We start from the raw sequence: 19272 nt of genomic DNA, 5'->3' as shown, positions 1-19272 counted from the left end.
GCCTATGCCTCCCCGGAACCCATGGTGCGGGCCGCCGCCGGACGCGGCGACCGCTCATCCTGCTCGGCGCCCTTGTCCAGCTTGGGTGTCGCACCCGGCGCCGCGTCCTTGGCGCCCGCCTCCCCCGTCGCCGTGCGGCGGTCGGGCGGCATACGCAGCACGAAGCGTTCCGGGTCGCGCATGTCGAACCGCACGATGCCCCGGCCCAGCAGGCGATTGACGCCATCCAGTTGCGCGAACTTCATCAGCGCGGCGGCGGCGGACGGCCCGCCCTCCGGCAGGGACAATGTCTCGCCCGACTGAAAGCGCAAGTCCCAGCGGCGGTTGCCCACCCATGTCGCCCCCGCCAGCAGCGGTTTCAGCGCCGGTGCGGCCTCCATCAGGTTCTGGAGCGATTTCGTCTCCCGGTTTGCCTGCGGTCCGACGACCAGCGGCAGGTCGGGCATGGATCGGCCATCGACCTTCTCCAGTTCCACGCCATTGACGTCGATCAGGCTCAGCTTGCCGCCATGCTGCCACACCGCCACCGGGTCGCGCTCCACGATGTTGATGACCAATGTGTTGGGTAGGCGCCGCGTCACCCGCGCATCCTCGACCCAGCCCAGCGTCATCACCCGCGCGCGCAGTTCCGCCAGATCGACGGACAGCATCGACCGGTCGATCTCGTCCAGCGCCAGCGTGTAGACGGGCATCTCGTCCATGCGCTTGAGGCCCTGCACCTCCACCTTGGCGACCTGAAAGCCGGATCGCGCGGCCAGCGCCGCCATCTCCTGCCCCGCCATCGCGGGCAGGCCGAAAAACTGCGCCGTCATCCACAGCACGCCCGCCGCCAGCATCACCACCACGCCGGTCAGCACCCGACTCAGCGTCTCGCCGCTGACCGGCAGCAGCGCGATCAGCCGGTCCAGCTTCGTCTGGCGGCGCGGCGGTGCGCGGCGCGTGCGCGGCGACGGCGTGCGGCTGCCCCGGCCGACGCCCGCCCCGCCCTTGATCTTCGCTCCGTTCATGCCGCGCCCCCCGCCAGCGCGGGCACGCCCAGCGCCTCCTCGATGATCGCCTCGACCAGCGCGCCATAGTCCAGCCCGATATAGCGGCCCTGTTCGGGCACGAGGCTCAGCGGCGTCATGCCCGGCTGGGTGTTGACCTCCAGCAGGAAGACACCCTCTATCCCCTGCGTGTCGTCCCAGCGGAAATCGGACCGCGACGTGCCCTTGCAACCCAGCAGCCGGTGCGATTGCAGCGCCACCGCCATCATATACTGCGCCACATCGTCGGGCACCTGCGCGGGGCAGATGTGCTCCGTCATGCCGTCGGTATATTTGCTGTCGAAATCATAGAAGCCGCCCTTGGGCTTCAACTCCGTCACGCACAGCGCCCGGTCGCCCAGCACGGCGACGGTCAGTTCGCGCCCCCGGATGAAGGGTTCGGCCAGCAATTCCTCGAAATCCTGCCACGGTCCCACCGTCTCGCGGCCGATGGGATGGCCATAATTGCCCTCCGCCGTCACGATGGCGACGCCGACCGACGATCCCTCGTTCACCGGCTTGACCACATAGGGGCGCGGCAGCGGGTCTTTCTCGAACAGGCTGTCCGATTTCACGATCATGCCGCCGGGCATGGGGATGCCATGGGGGACCAGCGCCTGCTTGGTCAGCACCTTGTCAATGGCGATCACCGATGTCGTCAGGCCGCTGTGCGTATAGCGGATGCCCATCACGTCCATCAGGCCCTGCACCGTGCCATCCTCGCCCGGCACGCCATGCAGCGCGTTGAACACAATGTCGGGCGATGCGGCGATCAGCTTGGCGGGCAGGTCGCGCCCCTCCGCCGGGGTCGCTCCCAGGTCGACGCGCGTCACCCGATGGCCCCGCGCCTCCAGCGCCTTGGCCACACCCTCGCCGCTCATCAGCGAGACGGGACGCTCCGACGACCATCCGCCCATCAGGACGGCGACATGCCAGGGACCGCTCATGCCGCGCCCTCCCCATAATGGCCAACCCGCTGGATTTCCCATTCGAGGGTCACACCCGATTGTGCCTTCACGCGCCGTATCACCTCTTCGCCCAGCGCCTCTATGTCGGCGCTCGTCGCCGCGCCCAGATTGAGCAGGAAATTACAATGTTTCTCGGAAACCTGTGCGTCGCCGATGGTCAGGCCGCGACAGCCCGCCGCATCGACCAGCTCCCACGCCTTATGGCCTTCGGGATTCTTGAAGGTGGACCCGCCCGTCTTCGACCGCAGCGGCTGGCTGGCCTCCCGCGCGGCGGCGATCCGGTCCATCTCCGCCTGGATCGCGGCCGGCTCGCCCCGCTCCGCCCGGAAGGTCGCGCTCACCACGATGGTCCCGTCGGGCAAGGCGCTATGCCGATAGGTGTAGCCCAGTTCGCCCAGCGCCAGCACCCGCCGCTCGCCGGAGCGCAGCACCACCTCCGCCTCGACCAGCACATCCTTGACCTCGCGGCCATAGGCCCCGCCGTTCATCCGCACGAAACCGCCGACCGTGCCCGGTATGGAGCGCAGGAATTCCAGCCCTGCAATACCCGCATCCCGCGCCGTGGAGGACACCAATATTCCCGATGTTCCGCCGCCGCAGCGCAGGGTCGTCTCGTCCAGCTTCTCCGCAAAGGAAAAGGGCTTGCCCAGCCGCACGACCACGCCCGGCACGCCGCCATCGCGCACGATCAGGTTGGAGCCGAGGCCCAGCGCCATGACCGGCACCGCCGGATCGAGCGCGGCCAGAAACGCCGACAAATCATCCACATCCTTCGGCTCGAACAGCCATTCCGCCGCCCCGCCAGCCTTGAACCAGACAAGCGGCGCCAGCGGCGCGGCGGCCTTCAGGCTCCCGCGCACGGCATCGCCTGCGATCAGGGCGGAGCTGGTCGTCATCGCGACACAGCCCCCAGACCCATCCATGTCCGGGCCAGTTTGCCCTGCGCCGCGACCACATCGTCCAGCGTCGCCTGCACACGCTGCTGCACGGGCGTCCGAGCCAGCGTCGGCACGGCCTTCAGCATGGCCTCGAACAGGCGGATCTGCCCCGCCTGCATGTCGAGCAGCATCTTCTGGGTCGCCAGACCTGCGGTCAGGAGGTCACGCATCAGGCCGTCTCCGTCTCGCGCCGCGCCTTGACCGCGTCCGCCAGACCCGCCGCCCATTTGGTGATGTCGCCCGCGCCCAGACACACGATCATGTCATGCGGCTGGATGTCCGCCGCCAGCGCCACGGCCAGCGCATCCGCGTCCGCCACGGTCGTCGCCGCGCGATGCCCGCGCCGCTTCAGGCCCGCGACCAGCGCATCCGCGTCCACGCCCTCGATCGGCTGCTCGCCCGCCTGATAGACCGGGGTCACATACACCCCATCCGCATCGTTGAACGCCTGCTGGAAATCTTCCATCAGATCGCGCAGGCGCGTGAAGCGGTGCGGCTGCACCACTGCGATGACCCGCCCCTTGGCGCCCTCGCGCGCGGCGGCCAGCACGGCCTTGATCTCGACCGGGTGATGGCCATAATCGTCGATCACCGTCGCCTCGCCGTCGCCCACGGCAACGGTTCCCACCTTGGTGAAGCGCCGCTTGACCCCGCCGAAGCCCGACAGGCCCGACTGGATGGTGGCGTCCGGGATGCCCAGGAACAGCGCCACGCCAATCGCCGCCATGGCGTTCAGGACATTATGGCGACCCGGCATGGGCAGGTCGATGCCCTCGATCCGCCGCACGCTGCCGTCCCGCTCGCGCACCTGCACGTCGAAGATATTGCCGCCCGCATAGGGGACCACATTCTCGCCGCGAATGTCGGCGGGGGCGGAGAAGCCATAGGTGACGATCCGCCGGTCCTGCACGCGCGGCAGGATCGCCTGCACTTCGGGATGGTCGAGGCACAGCATCGCCGCGCCATAGAAGGGCACATTCTCGACGAACTCGACGAAACAGTCCTTCACCCGGTCGAAGCTGCCATAATGGTCCAGATGCTCCGGGTCGATGTTGGTGACGACCGCCACCGTGCCGTCCAGCCGCAGGAAGCTGCCGTCGCTCTCGTCGGCCTCCACCACCATCCAGTCGCCCGCACCGAGGCGCGCGTTGGAGCCATAATTATTGATGATGCCGCCGTTGATGACCGTGGGGTCGATCCCGCCCGCGTCCAGCAACGCCGCGATCATCGAGGTCGTCGTCGTCTTGCCATGCGTGCCCGCCACCGCAACGGTGGATTTCAGGCGCATCAGTTCCGCCAGCATCTCCGCGCGGCGGATGACCGGCACGCGCTTCTCCAGCGCCAGCTCGACCTCCGGGTTGCCGCGCTTGATCGCGGTGGAGGTCACGACGACCGCCGCATCGCCCAGATTTTCGGCCTTATGGCCGATCATCACCTTGATGCCCTTTTTGCGCAGGCCCTCGACCACATAGCCCTCGGCCACGTCGGACCCCTGCACGGTGTAGCCCAGATTGGCCATCACCTCGGCAATGCCGGACATGCCGATGCCGCCGATGCCGATGAAATGGATGGTGCCGATGTCGGTTGCGACGCCCTTCATGCGGGGACTCCCTGTATACCCGAAACGGGCTTGGCGGGCGCGACTTTCAGGACGTTGGTGGTGATCGGCGCGACGCCGAAACTTTCGATCAGGTCCGCCATGTCCCGCACCGCATCGGGCCGCCCGCACTCGCGCGCACGCCGCGCGGCATTTTCCAGGGCGCCAGGCTCCATCGCCAGCTTCTGCATCTGTTTGGCAAGCTCCACGGGGGTAAAGGCGCTTTGCGGGATGGAACGGGCGCCGCCCGTCTTCGCCATCTCGCGCGCATTATAGGTTTGGTGATCGTCCATCGCGGACGGCAGCGGGATCAGGATCGCGGGCCGCCCCGCCACGGTCAGCTCCGCGATGGTGGAGGCCCCGGCGCGGGCGATGACCAGATGGGACCAGCCCAGCTTGGTCGGCATATCCTCGATATAGGTCGCCAGGTCGGCCGGGATTTCCATCTTCGCATAGAGCGCGCGCACCGCGTCGATGTCCTCCGCCCGGCATTGCTGCGTCACCTGCAACCGGCGGCGCAACGACACGGGCAGCAGCGCAAGGCCCTCCGGCACCACGCTCGACAATATGGTCGCGCCCTGGCTGCCCCCGGTGACGAGGATGCGGAACACGCTATTCTCGGTAAAGGCGGGGAAATCCTCCTCGCGCAGCGCCAGCACGCTGTCGCGCACCGGATTGCCGACCAGATGCACCTTGTGCCCATGGCGCTTCGCCAGTTTCTGCACGTCGGGATAGGCGGTGGCAATGGCGTTGACCTTGCCCGCGACCAGCCGGTTGACCCGGCCCAGCACCGCATTCTGGTCGTGCACGATGGTGGGGATGCCCTCCTTGAACGCGCCCAGCAGCGCGGGCAGCGCGGGGTATCCGCCGAAACCGACCACCACCGACGGACGGAACACGTCATACAGCCGCCGCGCCATGTCGCGCCCGGCCATGATCGCACGCGCGCCCTTGACCCATCCGACCGGCCCGCCGCTCATCCGGCCCGCGGGCAGGATATGGGTCTGCGCCTTTTCAAAGATGCCGGGGATCTTCGCGCCCCGCTCGTCCGTGACCAGCGCGACATGGTGCCCGCGCGCCATCAGTTCCTCCGCCACGGCATGGGCGGGCATCACATGGCCCCCGGTGCCACCGGCGGCGAGGACATAGTGGCGGGAAACGCTCATCGGCCGCTCCATTGTGGCGCATAACTGGCGCGCTGCCCATAGGGGGTCTTGGCCATATACGGGTTGCGCCGCGTGAACGCCAGCAACAGGCCGACACCGATGGACAGCGCGATCATCGACGACCCGCCATAGCTGATGAACGGCAAGGTCATGCCCTTGGACGGGAAAAGTTGCGTGTTCACGCCCATGTTGATGATCGCCTGAATCGCCATCTGCGCGACCAGCCCGGCGGAGGCCAGCACGATGAACGGCTCATCCTCGTCCAGCAGGCGCAGCAGCACCCGCACCACAATGGCCAGATAGACCAGCGCGATGGCGATGCACGCCAGCAGGCCGAACTCCTCCCCCACGACGGAGAAGATATAGTCGGTATGCGCTTCGGGCAGGTGGAATTTCGCCTGTCCCCCGCCCGGCCCCACGCCCATCAGGCCGCCGCTGGTGATGGTGGAGCGCGCCAGGTCCACCTGCGTCGGCCCGCCCGCCGCATCCGCGCTCAGGCCCAGGAACTGGTTGATGCGGTCGCGGCCATTGTCATAGAGCAGGTACATCAGCGCCAGCCCGCCGACGCCCGCGCCGATCAGCCCGCCGATGGCCTTCATCGAAATGCCGCTCAGCATCAACAGCACGGCCCATACGCCCAGAAAGATCACCGTCTGGCCGAAATCCGGCTGCTTCATCAACAGGCCGCCGATCACCGCCGTCATCGCCCCGCTCAGCGGGATCACCGGCAGCGATTTATCCTTTGCGCGCAATGACAGCATCCACGCCAACGTGACCACATAGACGGGCTTGAGGAACTCCGATGGCTGGAACCGCAACATGCCCGACCCGATCCAGCGATAGGCGCCGTTCACTTCCGTCCCGATGACCGGCACCAGCATCAGCAGCAGCGAGAAGAACACCGCCATGCCCATCGCCAGCCGCCGCGCCTCCTGCCGGGGCAACATGCTGACGAACAGCATGACGACCAGACCCGCCCCGACCCACAGGATCTGGCGGTAGAAATAATGGAGCGGGTTGACCGCGACGCTGCTGGTCGAACGGTCGATCGCCGCGACGGGTGACGCGGCGGCCACCGCGACCAGCCCGATGGCGATCAGCACGACGATCAGCGCGAGAAGAACCCGGTCGATCTCCCAGAACCAGATGGACAGCGCGGTGCGCTCACGCGGCAGCGGACGGCCCGCCATGCTGGCCCGGTCGCGGATCGCGGGCAGCAGCTTGCGCATCGCGTCGGCGGCCTGCTCGCCGCTCCGCTCACCGGAGGCCGGTCCCTTGCGCCCGCCATCCTTGCCGCCCGTCGGCCCACCAGGAGTCATCGCGACGCCCCCCCACCCAAAGCCCCACTCAGGGCATTGACCGCGGCGACGAACGCATCGCCGCGCGCCTCGAAATCCCGAAACTGGTCGAAGGACGCGCAGGCGGGCGAGAGGAGCACCACATCGCCCGGCATCGCATTGGCCGCCGCCTGTGCGACCGCCGTGATGAGCAATTCGCTCTCCTCCACCGGCACCACATCACGCAGGATCGCGGCAAAGACCGGCCCGGCCTCCCCAATGGTATAGGCGTGCTTGACGTTGGGAAACCCGACCGCGCAATCGTCCAGGTCGTCGCTCTTGGCCAACCCGCCGAGGATCCAGTGGATACGGGGGATTCCGTCCCGCGCGGGCCATGCCGACAGGGCGGGCGCGGTGGAGGCGGCGTTGGTCGCCTTGCTGTCGTTGACGAACAGGACGCCGTCGCGCTCCCCCACGATCTGCATCCGGTGCGGCAGGCTGGCGTAGCTGCGCAGCGCATCCTCCACGCTGCGCGGGCCGATATGCAGGGCCTCCGCGACGGCACGGGCCACAGCGACATTCTGCGCGTTATGCGGGCCTTGCAGCGCAGGCCATTGCAATTGCTCCACCGGATCGATGCTGTCGGCATGGGCGCGGGTGACATGCGGCAGGCGGTCCGCGATGATCCGGGTCGGTGCGTCATCGGCGGCGACCACGCTGGCATGACCCGCCGACTGCATGATGAGCAGCCGCTCCTTGGACGCGGCATAGGCGTCGAACCCGTCATAGCGGTCGAGATGGTCGGGCGTGATGTTGAGCAGCGCGACCACGTCGCAATCGAGGCTGTAGGTCAGGTCGATCTGATAGCTGGACAGTTCCAGCACATAGACGCCGCCCCGATCCAGCGGCTCCTGCGCCAATATGGGCAGGCCGATGTTGCCGCCCATGCGCGCGGGCAGTCCGGCGTTGCGGCAGATATGGTGGATCAGCGCGGTCGTGGTCGACTTGCCGTTGGTGCCGGTGATGCCCACCACCCGATGCGCGGGCAGGCTGGGCCGGGCCAGCGCGAACAGTTCGATGTCGCCGATCAGCGGCACGCCGGATTCGCGCGCCTTGTCCGCAATGGGGTGCCGGTTGATCGGCACGCCCGGCGACACGACGATGCCGTCATAACCGGTCAGGTCGGCCTCCAGCAGGTCCGCCACCTCCGCCTTGCCCGCCACGGCCGCGCGCGCATCCTCGCGATTGTCCCAGGCCAGCACATGCGCGCCGCTGGCGTGCAGCGCATCGACGGTGGCGAGGCCGGACCGGGCCAGACCCAGCACCGCATAGCGTTTGCCCGCAAAGACGGGGGAGACGATCATCGCAGCTTCAACGTGGCGAGGCCGGCCAGCGCCAGCACGAAGGACACGATCCAGAAGCGGATCACCACCGTCGTCTCATGCCACCCCAGTTGCTCGAAATGATGGTGGATCGGCGCCATGCGGAACACCCGCTTGCCCGTCCGCTTGTAGAAAAAGACCTGGATGATGACGGACAGCGCCTCCACCACGAACAGGCCACCGATGATGGCCAGCACGATCTCATGATGCGCCACCACCGCGATCACGCCGATGGTGCCGCCCAGCGCCAGTGACCCGGTATCGCCCATGAATACGGCGGCGGGCGGTGCGTTGAACCACAGGAAGGCGAGGCAGGCCCCGACGATGGCCCCGCACAATATCACCAGATCGCCCGCCCCCGGCACATGCGGTATGCCCAGATAGGCGGCATAGTCCGCACGGCCCACGATATAGGCGATCAGCATGAAGGCCATGCACGCCACGATCACCGGCATGGAGGCGAGGCCGTCCAGCCCGTCGGTCAGGTTCACCGCATTGCCGAACGACACGATGACGAAGGCGGCGAAGACATAATAGAAATAACCAAGGTCGATGGGACCGCCGGTATAGAAGGGCAGGTACAGCCCCGTGCCATTGTGCCGCACGATCAGGATCGTCGCGATCCCCGCGATCAGGAATTCGATCAGCAGACGGAACCGGCCCGACAGGCCCTTGTGGCTCGCCTTCGTCACCTTGTCATAATCGTCGAGAAATCCGATCGCGCCAAAGCCCAGGGTAACGAAGATGCACGCCCAGACATAGATGGAGCGAAGGTCCATCCACAGCAGCACCGACAGGACCAGCGCAGTCAGGATCATCAGCCCGCCCATGGTGGGCGTGCCGACCTTGGCCAGATGGGTCTGCGGCCCGTCGCTGCGGATCGGCTGTCCCTTGCCCTGCCGCACGCGCAGCCAGCCGATGAACTTCGGCCCGATAATCAGGCCGATGACCAGCGCGGTGATGATCGACGCGCCCGCCCTGAACGTCAGATAGCGTATCAGGTTCAGCACGCCGGGGAATCCGAGCTGTTCGGCGATCCAGTAGAGCATTGTCAGCGTGTCCCCCCGGCGATCGCCGCGACGACGCGGGACAGGCCGATACTGTTGCTACCCTTGACCAGCACAACGTCGTCAGCCCGCAAAAGCGGGCGCAGGCTGTCGATGGCGGTTTGAGCGTCGGGCACATGACGCAAAGCCAGCCGGCCTTCAAGGGCCTCGGCGAGGGGTTTCATCTCCTCGCCGATCAATATGGCGTCGGAAATGCCCGCTTCACCGATGGGACCGGCCAGCGCGGCGTGCAACGCGTCCGACTGGTCGCCCAATTCCTTCATCGCGCCCAGCACGACGATGCGTCGTCCCGCCTCCTCCCGGCCCAGTTGGCCGATGGTCGCCTCCATGGATGCGGGGTTGGCGTTATAGCTTTCGTCGATCAGCAGGATGGTGCCGCCCTCGACCGCGACCCTGCGCCGCTCGCCGCGTCCCGGCAGGCCGGGCATCTCCGCCAGCGCCAGCCCCGCGATGGCCAGGTCGCCGCCCACCGCCTCCACCGCCGCCATGATGGCCAGCGCGTTGGAGACCCAGTGGCGGCCCGGCGCGGCGACATGGAAATTGATCGTGCCGCCCGGCAGGCGCGCGGTCACCATCGTGCCGCCGTCGCGCGCGGGCACCTCGTCCACCACCCGCACATCGGCGTCGCGGGAAAAGCCGAAGGTCATGACCTTGTCGGCGTAACGGATCGCCTTGTTATACAGGCGCGCGGCAAAGGGACTGTCCGCCGGGATGATCGCGGTGCCGCCGGGCAACAGCCCCTCGAATATCTCCGCCTTGGCGTCGGCAATTGCCTCCAGCCCGCCGAAATGGCCGATATGGGCCGGCGCGATGGCGGTGACGATGGCGACATGGGGGCGCACGATGCGGGTCAGGGCGGCCAGTTCGCCCTCATGGTTCATGCCCATCTCGAAAATGCCGAACAGGCTGTCGGCGGGCATCCGCGCCAGGCTCAGCGGCACGCCGACATGATTATTGTAGCTTTTGACGGAGCGATGCGCGCGGTTCGGCGCCTTGCGGTCCAGCGCCTGCCACAGCGCCTCCTTGGTGCCGGTCTTGCCGACGGAGCCGGTCACGCCGATGACCTTCGCCTGCGTGCGGGCGCGCGCGGCGCAGCCCAGCGCGACCAGCGCTTCGGTCGTGTCCGCCACCCGCACATGCGCGCCGCGCACCGGCCGCTCCACCACGGCGGCGGCGGCGCCAGCGGCAAAGGCTTTCTCGACATGGTCATGGCCGTCCGACTGCGTGCCCTTCAGCGCGACGAACAGGTCGCCCGGCCCAACTTCCCGGCTGTCGAACGCAACGCCATGGGCGTGGAACGCGCCATGCATACTGCCGCCTGTCGCCTCCGCCACGGTCCGGGCGGTCCACAGCGCGCTCATGCCACACATGCCTTGAAAATGGCGTGCGCCGTCATGCGGCACGCTTTGCTTGTGGCGTGCGCCGTCATGCGGCGCACTCGCGCGCGACGGTCACATCGTCGAACGGCAACACATGGTCGCCCACGATCTGCCCCTGCTCATGCCCCTTGCCCGCCAGCAGCACGATGTCGCCCGTCTGCGCCAGACCGATGGCATGGGCGATGGCCTCACGCCGTCCGCCGATCTCCGTTGCGCCCGCTGCGCCCGCCAGCACGGCGGCGCGGATCAGCGCCGCATCCTCGCCGCGCGGATTGTCGTCGGTCACGATCACCACGTCCGACAGCGCACCCGCCACTTCGCCCATCAGCGGCCGCTTGCCCGCATCCCGGTCCCCGCCCGCGCCAAAGACGGTGATGATCCGCCCCGTCGCATGGGGGCGCAGCGCCTCTATGGCCGCGCGCAGCCCGTCCGGCGTATGGGCATAATCGACATAGACCGGCGCGCCCGTCCGCGTGATGACCGCCCGCTCCAGCCGCCCGCGCACCGGTTGCACCCGCTCCAGCGCCCGCAGCGCGTCGATCACCGGCGTCCCCGTCGCGATGATCAGCCCCGCCGCGACCAGCGCATTGGCCGCCTGATAGGCCCCGATCAGCGGCAGGGGCAGCTTATGCTCGCCGCCACCCTCCAGCCCGACCAGCAAATCCTGCCCCAGCGCCGTCGGCGTGCGCGCAATCAGGCGCAGCGTCTCGCCCGCCTCGCCCACCGTCAGCAGCCGCAGGCCCCGCGCCGTCGCGCGCGCCGCCACCGCCGCCGACCGGGCGTCGTCCGTCCACACCACCGCCGCGCCATCGGCCGCGATCACCTCGTCGAACAGCCGCATCTTGGCGTGGAAATAGCTGTCCATGTCGCCATGATAGTCGAGATGGTCACGGCTCAGGTTCGTGAACGCCCCCGCCCGCACCGGCAACCCCTCAGTCCGATACTGGTCCAGGCCATGGCTCGACGCCTCGAACGCGACATGGCTCACGCCCTCGCGGTTCAGGCCGGACATGTTGGCGAGGAAGGTCACGACATCGGGCGTGGTCAGCCCGGTGGACACCTGCTCCCCGTCCGTGGTCACGCCCAGCGTGCCGACCGACGCCGCATGATGGCCCAGCGATCGCCACAATTGCCGCGCCAATTCCACCGTCGATGTCTTGCCATTGGTGCCGGTCACCGCGACGGTCGTGGCGGGAAAGGGCGCGAAATAGCGGGCGGCGAGCTGTGCGAACAGGCGGCGCGGTTCGGCGTCAGCGATATGCACCGCGCCCTCCACCACCGCTTCGGGCCGCGCGACGACCGCCACGGCCCCGGCGGCGATGGCGGCCGGGATATAATCCTCGCCATTCACGCGCGCACCGCGGAACGCGCCGAACACGGACCCCGGCGCGACCTTGCGATTGTCGATGGCAAAACCCGATACGGCCACATCGCGCACATCCTGCGCGACCGGATGGCCAAGATCGCCCAGCCGGGTCATTCCTCGCCCTTCGCTTTCCACAACAGCGGGGTCAGTTCCGACACGTCCACGTCCCGGCTCGCCTCCGGGTACACGCCCATCATCGGCGCCGCCCGCTCGATCACTCGGCGCACGATCGGCGCGGCGGTCCAGGCGGCGGTGCGCAGGCCGAACGTCTCCGCATTGCCCTTCGGCTCGTCCATCATGACCAGCACGACATAGCGCGGATTGTCCATCGGGAAGGCGGCGGCAAAGGTGGTGACGAGGCTATGCTTGGCATAGCCGCCCGCGTGCGGCTTCTCCGCCGAACCCGTCTTGCCACCGACCCGGTATCCCTTGGCGTCCGCGCTGCGTCCGGTGCCGTCCAGCACGATCAGGCGCAGCAACTGCCGCATCCGCGCGCTGGTGGCGCTGGAGAAGACGCGCACCCCGTCGGGCACCTGTCCCTCGCGCAGTTTCAGCATGGTCGCGGGCCGCATCACGCCGCCATTGACCAGCGCGGCATAGGCGCTGGCGAGGTGCATCGGCGTCACCGCGATGCCATGACCATAGGCGGTCGTCATGGTGGTCAGCCGCCCCCAGTTCGACGGCCAGATCGTCCCCGCCCGCTCACGCAGCTCGATGGCGGAACGTTCATGGAAGCCCAGCTTGCGGTACATCGCCTGCAACCGGTCGGTGCCCAGTTCGTCCGCGATGCGCGCGGTCACGATGTTGCTGCTGTGGACCAGCGCCTCCGGCACGTTCAGCCAGCGGCCCGCGCTATGGTCGTCATGGATGCGGAAACCGCCGACGCTCAGCGGCGCGGTCGCGTCATACCGCTTGGACATGCTCGTCACCACGCCCGCGTCCATCGCCGCCGCAAAGGCCAGCGGCTTGAAGGTGGAGCCAAGCTCATAGGCGGACTGCACGATGTCGTTGCGCCGCGCGTCCATCGACTGGTTGTTCAGCTTGTTGGGGTCGAACACCGGCATGGAGGCCATGGCGATCACCTCGCCCGTGTTCGCGTCCAGGATCACGCCCGCCGCCGCGCGCGCCTGTTGCGCGGTCAGGCCCTGATAGAGTTCCGCCTCCATCACCGCCTGCACCCGCGCGTCGAGCGACAGGACCAGCGGCGTGCCGCGCGTCGCCGCATCGGTCAGCCGGTCGTTGAACGCCCGCTCCACGCCCATGCCGCCGGTGCCGTCCACGCTGGTAAAGCCCAGCGCATGGGCGGCGAGGCTGCGCTGCGGATAGAGCCGCTCCTTCTCGCGCGGGAACTCGATGCCCACCTCGCCCAGCGCATTGACCGCCGCCACCTGCTCCGGCAGCGCGCGGCGGCGCAGATAGGCCCAGCGCTTGGTCGGTTGCAGCAGGCGGAAGAACGTCCCCGCGCTGGTGTCCGGGAAAATCTCGTGCAGCTTGTCGGCCAGGTCCTGCCGGTCGCCGATCACCCGCTCCGGCCGCACCGCGATGCTATAGGCGTCGATGGTGCGGGCCAGCGGCTCGCCATTGCGGTCGAGAATGTCGGCGCGCGGCGGCACCATCGCCAGACCGGACCTGCCCGTGTCGCCCGCCCCCGCCGCAATGCCCATCCACAGCATCCGCCCGGCCAGCACGCTGGTCAGCAGGGCAAAGATCAGCAGCAGGAACACCAGCCGCGCATGCGCGACGCCGATCAGGTCGTACCGCTGCGTCGGACGATCGGGCGCGACCGGACGGGCGAGGACAGTGGCCATCAGCGGCGCTTCGGACCGGATTCGACGGCGGCCTTCGCCCCCAGGTCGCGCAGCGTGCGATCATCCAGCAATTGCGCGTCGAGCAGCGCCATGCGCGCAGCCTTGCGCGCCACCGGGTCGGGCGCGGGACGGCTGGCGGTCGCGGCGGGCACGGATGCCTGCGCGGTCCGCACCGGCGCGGCGCGGGCGGCATCGGGCCGGGTCGTCGCCTTGCGCTGGCCGCCCTGCGCCGCCTCACGCACTGGGGCGGACACCGGCGCAGACACGGACATGGCTGCCGCGACGGGCGCCTGCACCTTCGCCGACGCCACGCGCAGCATCGAATCATCGTCGCGAATCTGCTCGTTCGCCGGGCTTTGGGTGCGCTGGGCGACCGCCTCCGTCACCGGGGCGGCGCTGTCCGCCATCGCCATCATCACCGGCGGCGCGACATAGATTTCGCCGTTCGACTTCACCCCGTCGAGGCTGGCCAGCGCCCGCTCGTCCGGCAGATATTGCGCGGCCTGCGGCGCGCCATAGCGATAGTCGGCGCTGTTCCATTTTTCGAGCTGGCGCATGTTCGCCCGGCTCTCGAACTCCGTCTCCAGATAGCGGATGTCCGCCCGCACATGGAAAATCTTGCCGTCCAGCGCCTGCACCGCATTCCGCTCCGTCGCGACGCGCAACGAGATCAGATAGGCGGTCAGCGCGCCAAAGGCGACGATCAGGATCCACAGGATGTTCTTCAGGCGCTTGATCGCGATCATGACGGACTTCCTTGAACGGCGGACCATGCGGGGGCGGAGGTGCGTGTCGCACTGCGGAGCGTGGCGGAACGGGACCGGGGGTTGCGGGCGATTTCATCCTCCGACCCCTTCACCGCCCGCGCGGGCTTGGCAAAGGTTGCGGGCCGGGCTTCCACCACCGCCGGGCGATGGCGCGATCCGCCCGCATCGCCGCCGCTGCGTTCCCGCAGGAAATTCTTGACGATCCGGTCTTCCAGACTGTGGAAGGTCACGATGGCCAGCCGCCCGCCGGGGGCCAGCACCGCCTCCGCCGCCTCCAGCCCCGCCTCCAGTTCCGCCAGCTCCTGATTCAGAAAGATGCGGATCGCCTGGAAACTGCGCGTCGCCGGGTCTTTCGGCTGACCGGGGCGATAGCCCAGCGCCTTGCGCACCACGGCGGCGAGCTGGCTGGTCGTGGACAGGGGGCGCGCCGCCACGATGGCCCGCGCGACACGGCGCGACTGCCGCTCCTCGCCATAAAGGTAGAGGACATCCGCGATCGCCGCCTCGTCCGCCTCGTTCAGCCATTCGGCGGCGGTCTGGCCGGACTGGCTCATCCGCATGTCGAGCGGGCCGTCCTTCTGGAAGGAAAAGCCGCGTTCCGCCCGGTCGATCTGCATGGAGGACACGCCGATGTCGAGCGTCACGCCCGCCACCGCCGCGATCCCGGCATCGGCCAGCAGGCGCGCCATCCGCGAATATTCGCCATGGATCAATGTGATCCGGCCGTCGCTGGCGGTCACCACCGCCTGCCCCTCCGCCACCGCGTCGGGGTCACGGTCGATGGCGAACACCATCGCGCCCTGCGCCGCCATGGCGCGGCTGTACCCGCCGGCGCCGAACGTGCCGTCGACATGGCGCTCGCCGGGGACAATGGCGAGGGCGTCGAGCACTTCGGACAGCAGCACCGGGATATGGGGCGCGGCAGGGGTCAGGACGGCAGGGGTCTGGGGGACAGGACTCTGGGGGGCGGCGTCGGGCATCACGCAGCCTTCCGGTTGGGGTTCTTGGGGTTCACGGCCCATTCGGCCATCGCCTTGCGGCAGCGCAGGCGGGAGATTTCGGACCCCTGACCGGAGTCGAGATAGCGTTGGGGCGACCAGATCTCGAACGTCCAGATGGCGCCGACGAACCACAGCATGTCGTCGATGCCCATGATTTCCCGGACTTCGTCGGGCAGGCTGAACCGGCCGCCATCGTCAAAGGTCACGCGCTCGACATCGCCCACCATATTGGCGGCGCGGCGGTGGCGGTCGAGGTTCTGGCCATGGGTGCGCGCGGCGACGACCTCCGCCTCAATCTCCGCCTTCATGTCGGACAGATAGTCTTCACCGAAACCCGTCAGGCAGGTCAGGTCGGGCAACATGTTGATATACAGGACATTATGGTCGGCGCTTCCGGCCTTCACGCGGCGACGCAGGTCCACGGGCAGGGTGAAGCGCAACTTGCTGTCCACACCGCTGAAACCGCTGCCATGATAGTTGTCGGCCGCCGACACTTGCCCCGAACTCCCTGTTTCAGGGTGCATTTCGCCCGCCCCGAAAAGCCATGCCTTTCGGATTGCTGAATCGCGGAAACACCATGCGCCCCTTAAGCCGGGATAACTATCAGTGGGGCCGTCGGGTGTGAAGGGGGATTCATGGGTAGAGATGGGAAATTTTGTGAAAATTTGATCCAGAGGTGGGACGAAGGTCTATAATTCCCCCTTTGTTCCCCTCGACTTTGCGGCGAGCGCGGTCAGCAGCGCCAGCAACAGGATGGCCCCCAGCGCGGGCCGCACCGCCCCCGACAGGCCATCCGCCCGCGTCAGCCAGACCCGCCGCCCCATCGCCACGCCCGCGCCGGGGACCAGCGCCTCGGCCAGCACCGGCACGGCGTCGCTCGTCCAGCCGCCGGTCTCCGCGGGCTTCTGTGGCGTTGCGGTCCACAGCGCGTCGTTCGCGAAATCGGCGTCGGCGATCAGGATCGCGGTCCCCCTCCCCACCCGGCAACGCGCCACCAGCCCGCCCGACGACAGGGCGCAGGACGCGCTATCCGTCAGGACAGGAGGGGCCGTCAGGACAGGAGGGGCGACCGGGACAGGAGGCGCGGATGGGAAAGAATGGGAGGGCGGGACCGGGGCGGCGGCTGGGACAGGATGGGACAGGCGGAAATGCGACGCCCCCACGGTCTGGATCATCCGGCCATCGTCCAGAAAGCGCCGCTCCACCGGATCGCTCCCCGCCACACGCGGCGGCGCGGCGGCCAGCGCCAGCCCCCAATGCGTCAGCAGCGGGTCCAGCAGGCTGGTCGGCGGCGGGCGTTGCGGATGGCCCAGCGGCCGCGCGTCCGCCCAGCGCAGATCGGGATCGACCAGCATCACCGCTCGTCCGCCGCGCCGCGCCCACGCGTCCAGCGCCACCAGCTCCTGCGGCGTCAGCGCCCGCGGCTGGACCAGCAGCAACGCCGCGACCCGATCCAACAGGGCGCGATCCAGCGTTTCGGTTGGTAATGTTGCAAAACGCCGCCCCAATATTTTCCACAGCGGCGCGGTGGAAAATCCCGCCAGCATCCCGCCCTGTGCGGGTCCATGCAGCACCGGCCCGGACAGGATCGCAACCACAGGCCGCCGCGCACCCCGCTCCCCCGCCACCGGCTCAGGACCACCGTGCCCTGAACCACCCTGCTCCGGCACCTCCGTCACCCGATCCGCCCAGATCGCCAGCCGCTCCGCCTGCCCCGCAGACCCGACGATAGAGAGGATCAACGGCGGCATCACCAGCGCCAGCATGGCCGGGACCAGCGCCGCCACCCGCCACCGCCCCAGCACCCAACGCAGCACGGCCACCAGCACGACCGCTCCACCCAAAGCCGGCCACAGCCATGCTCCGGGATCGAGCTGCCCCGTCTCAATCACGTGCGGCGGCATCAGTCCCGCCAGCAGGGTTGCGGCACCCACCAGCGCAGTCACCCCGCCCGCGATCCACCGCGCTGCCGGGCCGATCCCGTCAGGGCCATCGATTCTCCTGAACCCGTCGATCGCGCCGATCCTATTGCGCCTGCCGGGGGTCGCGATCCATGGGCTTCTGCAATTGCGGGTCGGGTTCCAGGTCGGGCACCGCCGGGGCCGCCTGCTGCGTGCCCGCGTCCGCCGTCGGCGTCACGCCCAGATCCGCGAGCGGCTCGGTCGGCGGCTTGGCCACCGCCTCGGCGCTGTTGGTCGCGACCAGCCCGCCCATCACGTCCGTCCCGCCGGACAGCCCGCCATCCTTGCGGATATTGTCGACCAGCACATTGGTCAGCCCGACCAGCATCAGCACGCCGCCCAGCCCCGCCGCACCGATCTGGATGCGACGGATGCTCTCACGGCGGCTTTCTTCACGCGACGGGGGCACCATCATGGGGTCAGGCCTCGGCTGGCGCGGGCAGCGATCCTGCCACGCTTCACTCGCCCTGAGCCTGCTCCAGCCAGGGGAACACCGTCAACCCCTTGGCCGTCAGCCAGTCGCGATTATACAGGGTGGAGAGGTAGCGAAAGCCCGTGTCGCACAGGATCGTCGCGATCCGTTTGCCCGGCCCCAACTGCTTCGCCAGTGCCACCGCGCCCGCGACATTGATGCCGGACGACAGGCCCAGGCACAGCCCCTCCTCGCTCAGCAGGCGCCGCACCCAATACAGCCCTTCCTCGTCGGAAATGCGGAACTGCGTGTCGATCGGCGCACCCTCCAGATTGGCGGTGATGCGCCCCTGCCCGATGCCCTCCGCGACAGACGACCCTTCGGCCTTCAGCTCGCCATGGGCATAATAGTCATACAGCGCCGCGCCATGCGGATCGGTCAGCGCGATGGTGATCGCCTCGTCATGCTGCTTCAGGCCCAGCCCCACGCCCGCGATCGTGCCGCCGGTCCCCGCCGCGCAGGTAAAGCCGTCGATGCGCCCGTCCATCTGCGTCCAGATTTCCTCCGCCGTGCCCACCACATGCGCGCGGCGATTGGCGATATTGTCGAACTGGTTGGCCCAGATCGCGCCCTCCGTCTCCTCCGCGATGCGGCGGGATGTGTGCACGAAATGGCCGGGATTGCTGTAGGCGGCAGCGGGCACCGTCACCAGCGTCGCACCCAGCGCGCGCAACGTGTCCATCTTCTCCCGGCTCTGCGTCTCCGGCATCACGATGATCGTCTTGTACCCCTTGGCATTGGCGACCAGCGCCAGGCCGATGCCGGTGTTGCCTGCCGTGCCCTCCACGATGGTGCCGCCGGGCTGGAGTTGCCCCTTCTCCTCCGCATCCTGCACAATGAACAGGGCGGCGCGATCCTTCACCGATGCGCCGGGGTTGGCGAACTCACACTTGCCATAGATGTCGCACCCGGTCTCCGCCGACGGCCCGGCCAGCCGGACGAGCGGCGTATTGCCGATGAGGGCGAGGGTGTCGCCGGACGAGGGGGGGGCGGACGGCACGATGCTTTGGGTCATGGCAGGCGATGTAGCGCCTCACCCCCCTCCACCGCAAGCAAGGGAAAGTGCAGGCGGCTGCAAAAATGGCTTTCTCCATCGGA

18 protein-coding genes are annotated in these 19272 nt (G+C 68.4%); all 18 read right to left on the bottom strand.

Going from position 1 to position 19272, the window contains the following annotated elements:
• Window positions 1-2: 2 nt before the first annotated feature.
• On the bottom strand, window positions 3-1007 hold the full coding sequence (locus LWE61_RS04815; protein WP_234148894.1) for a cell division protein FtsQ/DivIB: 1005 nt from the start codon (window positions 1005-1007) through the stop codon (window positions 3-5).
• On the bottom strand, window positions 1004-1972 hold the full coding sequence (locus LWE61_RS04810; protein ID WP_234148893.1) for a D-alanine--D-alanine ligase: 969 nt from the start codon (window positions 1970-1972) through the stop codon (window positions 1004-1006). The genes LWE61_RS04815 and LWE61_RS04810 overlap by 4 nt, the downstream gene beginning before the upstream one ends.
• The gene (murB, locus tag LWE61_RS04805; RefSeq protein WP_234148892.1) at window positions 1969-2889 is read right to left on the bottom strand and encodes a UDP-N-acetylmuramate dehydrogenase; all 921 of its coding nucleotides are present in this window, start codon (window positions 2887-2889) and stop codon (window positions 1969-1971) included. Before murB ends, LWE61_RS04810 begins: the two co-directional genes overlap by 4 nt.
• Entirely contained in the window at window positions 2886-3101 is a 216-nt protein-coding gene (locus LWE61_RS04800; RefSeq protein WP_234148891.1) for a hypothetical protein, read from the bottom strand. Before LWE61_RS04800 ends, murB begins: the two co-directional genes overlap by 4 nt.
• Window positions 3101-4531: a UDP-N-acetylmuramate--L-alanine ligase gene (murC, locus tag LWE61_RS04795; RefSeq protein WP_234148890.1), complete on the bottom strand. Its 1431-nt coding sequence runs from the start codon at window positions 4529-4531 to the stop codon at window positions 3101-3103. The genes LWE61_RS04800 and murC overlap by 1 nt, the downstream gene beginning before the upstream one ends.
• Window positions 4528-5694, bottom strand: coding sequence for an undecaprenyldiphospho-muramoylpentapeptide beta-N-acetylglucosaminyltransferase (murG, locus tag LWE61_RS04790; protein ID WP_234148889.1), 1167 nt, complete (start codon window positions 5692-5694; stop codon window positions 4528-4530). Before murG ends, murC begins: the two co-directional genes overlap by 4 nt.
• Window positions 5691-6884, bottom strand: a complete 1194-nt coding sequence (locus LWE61_RS04785; RefSeq protein ID WP_234149070.1) for an FtsW/RodA/SpoVE family cell cycle protein — start codon at window positions 6882-6884, stop codon at window positions 5691-5693. The genes murG and LWE61_RS04785 overlap by 4 nt, the downstream gene beginning before the upstream one ends.
• 125 nt (window positions 6885-7009) lie before the next feature.
• A complete protein-coding gene (gene murD, locus LWE61_RS04780) occupies window positions 7010-8335 on the bottom strand; it encodes a UDP-N-acetylmuramoyl-L-alanine--D-glutamate ligase (RefSeq protein WP_234148888.1) in 1326 nt (441 codons plus the stop codon).
• A complete protein-coding gene (gene mraY, locus LWE61_RS04775) occupies window positions 8332-9402 on the bottom strand; it encodes a phospho-N-acetylmuramoyl-pentapeptide-transferase (RefSeq protein ID WP_234148887.1) in 1071 nt (356 codons plus the stop codon). Before mraY ends, murD begins: the two co-directional genes overlap by 4 nt.
• 2 nt (window positions 9403-9404) lie before the next feature.
• Window positions 9405-10781 (bottom strand): UDP-N-acetylmuramoyl-tripeptide--D-alanyl-D-alanine ligase, encoded by a 1377-nt coding sequence (locus LWE61_RS04770; RefSeq protein ID WP_234148886.1) that lies wholly within the window; start codon window positions 10779-10781, stop codon window positions 9405-9407.
• A 64-nt stretch (window positions 10782-10845) separates the two neighbouring features.
• On the bottom strand, window positions 10846-12279 hold the full coding sequence (locus tag LWE61_RS04765) for a UDP-N-acetylmuramoyl-L-alanyl-D-glutamate--2,6-diaminopimelate ligase (RefSeq protein WP_234148885.1): 1434 nt from the start codon (window positions 12277-12279) through the stop codon (window positions 10846-10848).
• On the bottom strand, window positions 12276-13973 hold the full coding sequence (locus LWE61_RS04760) for a peptidoglycan D,D-transpeptidase FtsI family protein (RefSeq protein WP_234148884.1): 1698 nt from the start codon (window positions 13971-13973) through the stop codon (window positions 12276-12278). Before LWE61_RS04760 ends, LWE61_RS04765 begins: the two co-directional genes overlap by 4 nt.
• A complete protein-coding gene (locus LWE61_RS04755) occupies window positions 13973-14719 on the bottom strand; it encodes a colicin transporter (RefSeq protein WP_234148883.1) in 747 nt (248 codons plus the stop codon). The genes LWE61_RS04760 and LWE61_RS04755 overlap by 1 nt, the downstream gene beginning before the upstream one ends.
• The gene (rsmH, locus tag LWE61_RS04750; RefSeq protein ID WP_234148882.1) at window positions 14716-15720 is read right to left on the bottom strand and encodes a 16S rRNA (cytosine(1402)-N(4))-methyltransferase RsmH; all 1005 of its coding nucleotides are present in this window, start codon (window positions 15718-15720) and stop codon (window positions 14716-14718) included. The genes LWE61_RS04755 and rsmH overlap by 4 nt, the downstream gene beginning before the upstream one ends.
• Window positions 15720-16235, bottom strand: coding sequence for a division/cell wall cluster transcriptional repressor MraZ (locus LWE61_RS04745; protein WP_234148881.1), 516 nt, complete (start codon window positions 16233-16235; stop codon window positions 15720-15722). The genes rsmH and LWE61_RS04745 overlap by 1 nt, the downstream gene beginning before the upstream one ends.
• A 195-nt stretch (window positions 16236-16430) precedes the next feature.
• Window positions 16431-17687 carry a GldG family protein gene (locus tag LWE61_RS04740; protein WP_234149082.1) on the bottom strand — a complete coding sequence of 419 codons (1257 nt, stop codon included), beginning with the start codon at window positions 17685-17687 and terminating at the stop codon, window positions 16431-16433.
• A 79-nt stretch (window positions 17688-17766) separates the two neighbouring features.
• Window positions 17767-18117 (bottom strand): hypothetical protein, encoded by a 351-nt coding sequence (locus LWE61_RS04735; RefSeq protein WP_234148880.1) that lies wholly within the window; start codon window positions 18115-18117, stop codon window positions 17767-17769.
• 43 nt (window positions 18118-18160) lie between these two features.
• Window positions 18161-19189, bottom strand: coding sequence for a cysteine synthase A (locus LWE61_RS04730; protein WP_234148879.1), 1029 nt, complete (start codon window positions 19187-19189; stop codon window positions 18161-18163).
• Between the last annotated feature and the right edge of the window lie 83 nt (window positions 19190-19272).

Origin of the sequence: Sphingobium sufflavum, assembly GCF_021403115.1 — a bacterium.
In the GTDB taxonomy this organism is placed as follows: Bacteria; Pseudomonadota; Alphaproteobacteria; order Sphingomonadales; family Sphingomonadaceae; genus Sphingobium; species Sphingobium sufflavum.
This window is presented reverse-complemented; position numbering and strand designations above follow the sequence as displayed.

Bases quoted from the DNA above. Each gene is read 5' to 3' on its own strand.
- mraY (WP_234148887.1), bottom strand. From the start codon at position 9,402: ATGCTCTACTGGATCGCCGAACAGCTCGGATTCCCCGGCGTGCTGAAC.
- LWE61_RS04730 (WP_234148879.1), bottom strand. From the start codon at position 19,189: ATGACCCAAAGCATCGTGCCGTCCGCCCCCCCCTCGTCCGGCGACACC.
- LWE61_RS04765 (WP_234148885.1), bottom strand. From the start codon at position 12,279: ATGACCCGGCTGGGCGATCTTGGCCATCCGGTCGCGCAGGATGTGCGC.
- murD (WP_234148888.1), bottom strand. From the start codon at position 8,335: ATGATCGTCTCCCCCGTCTTTGCGGGCAAACGCTATGCGGTGCTGGGT.
- rsmH (WP_234148882.1), bottom strand. From the start codon at position 15,720: ATGCCCGACGCCGCCCCCCAGAGTCCTGTCCCCCAGACCCCTGCCGTC.
- LWE61_RS04770 (WP_234148886.1), bottom strand. From the start codon at position 10,781: ATGAGCGCGCTGTGGACCGCCCGGACCGTGGCGGAGGCGACAGGCGGC.
- murC (WP_234148890.1), bottom strand. From the start codon at position 4,531: ATGAAGGGCGTCGCAACCGACATCGGCACCATCCATTTCATCGGCATC.
- LWE61_RS04800 (WP_234148891.1), bottom strand. From the start codon at position 3,101: ATGCGTGACCTCCTGACCGCAGGTCTGGCGACCCAGAAGATGCTGCTC.
- LWE61_RS04735 (WP_234148880.1), bottom strand. From the start codon at position 18,117: ATGATGGTGCCCCCGTCGCGTGAAGAAAGCCGCCGTGAGAGCATCCGT.
- LWE61_RS04810 (WP_234148893.1), bottom strand. From the start codon at position 1,972: ATGAGCGGTCCCTGGCATGTCGCCGTCCTGATGGGCGGATGGTCGTCG.
- murB (WP_234148892.1), bottom strand. From the start codon at position 2,889: ATGACGACCAGCTCCGCCCTGATCGCAGGCGATGCCGTGCGCGGGAGC.
- LWE61_RS04755 (WP_234148883.1), bottom strand. From the start codon at position 14,719: ATGATCGCGATCAAGCGCCTGAAGAACATCCTGTGGATCCTGATCGTC.
- murG (WP_234148889.1), bottom strand. From the start codon at position 5,694: ATGAGCGTTTCCCGCCACTATGTCCTCGCCGCCGGTGGCACCGGGGGC.
- LWE61_RS04760 (WP_234148884.1), bottom strand. From the start codon at position 13,973: ATGGCCACTGTCCTCGCCCGTCCGGTCGCGCCCGATCGTCCGACGCAG.
- LWE61_RS04785 (WP_234149070.1), bottom strand. From the start codon at position 6,884: ATGGCGGGCCGTCCGCTGCCGCGTGAGCGCACCGCGCTGTCCATCTGG.
- LWE61_RS04815 (WP_234148894.1), bottom strand. From the start codon at position 1,007: ATGAACGGAGCGAAGATCAAGGGCGGGGCGGGCGTCGGCCGGGGCAGC.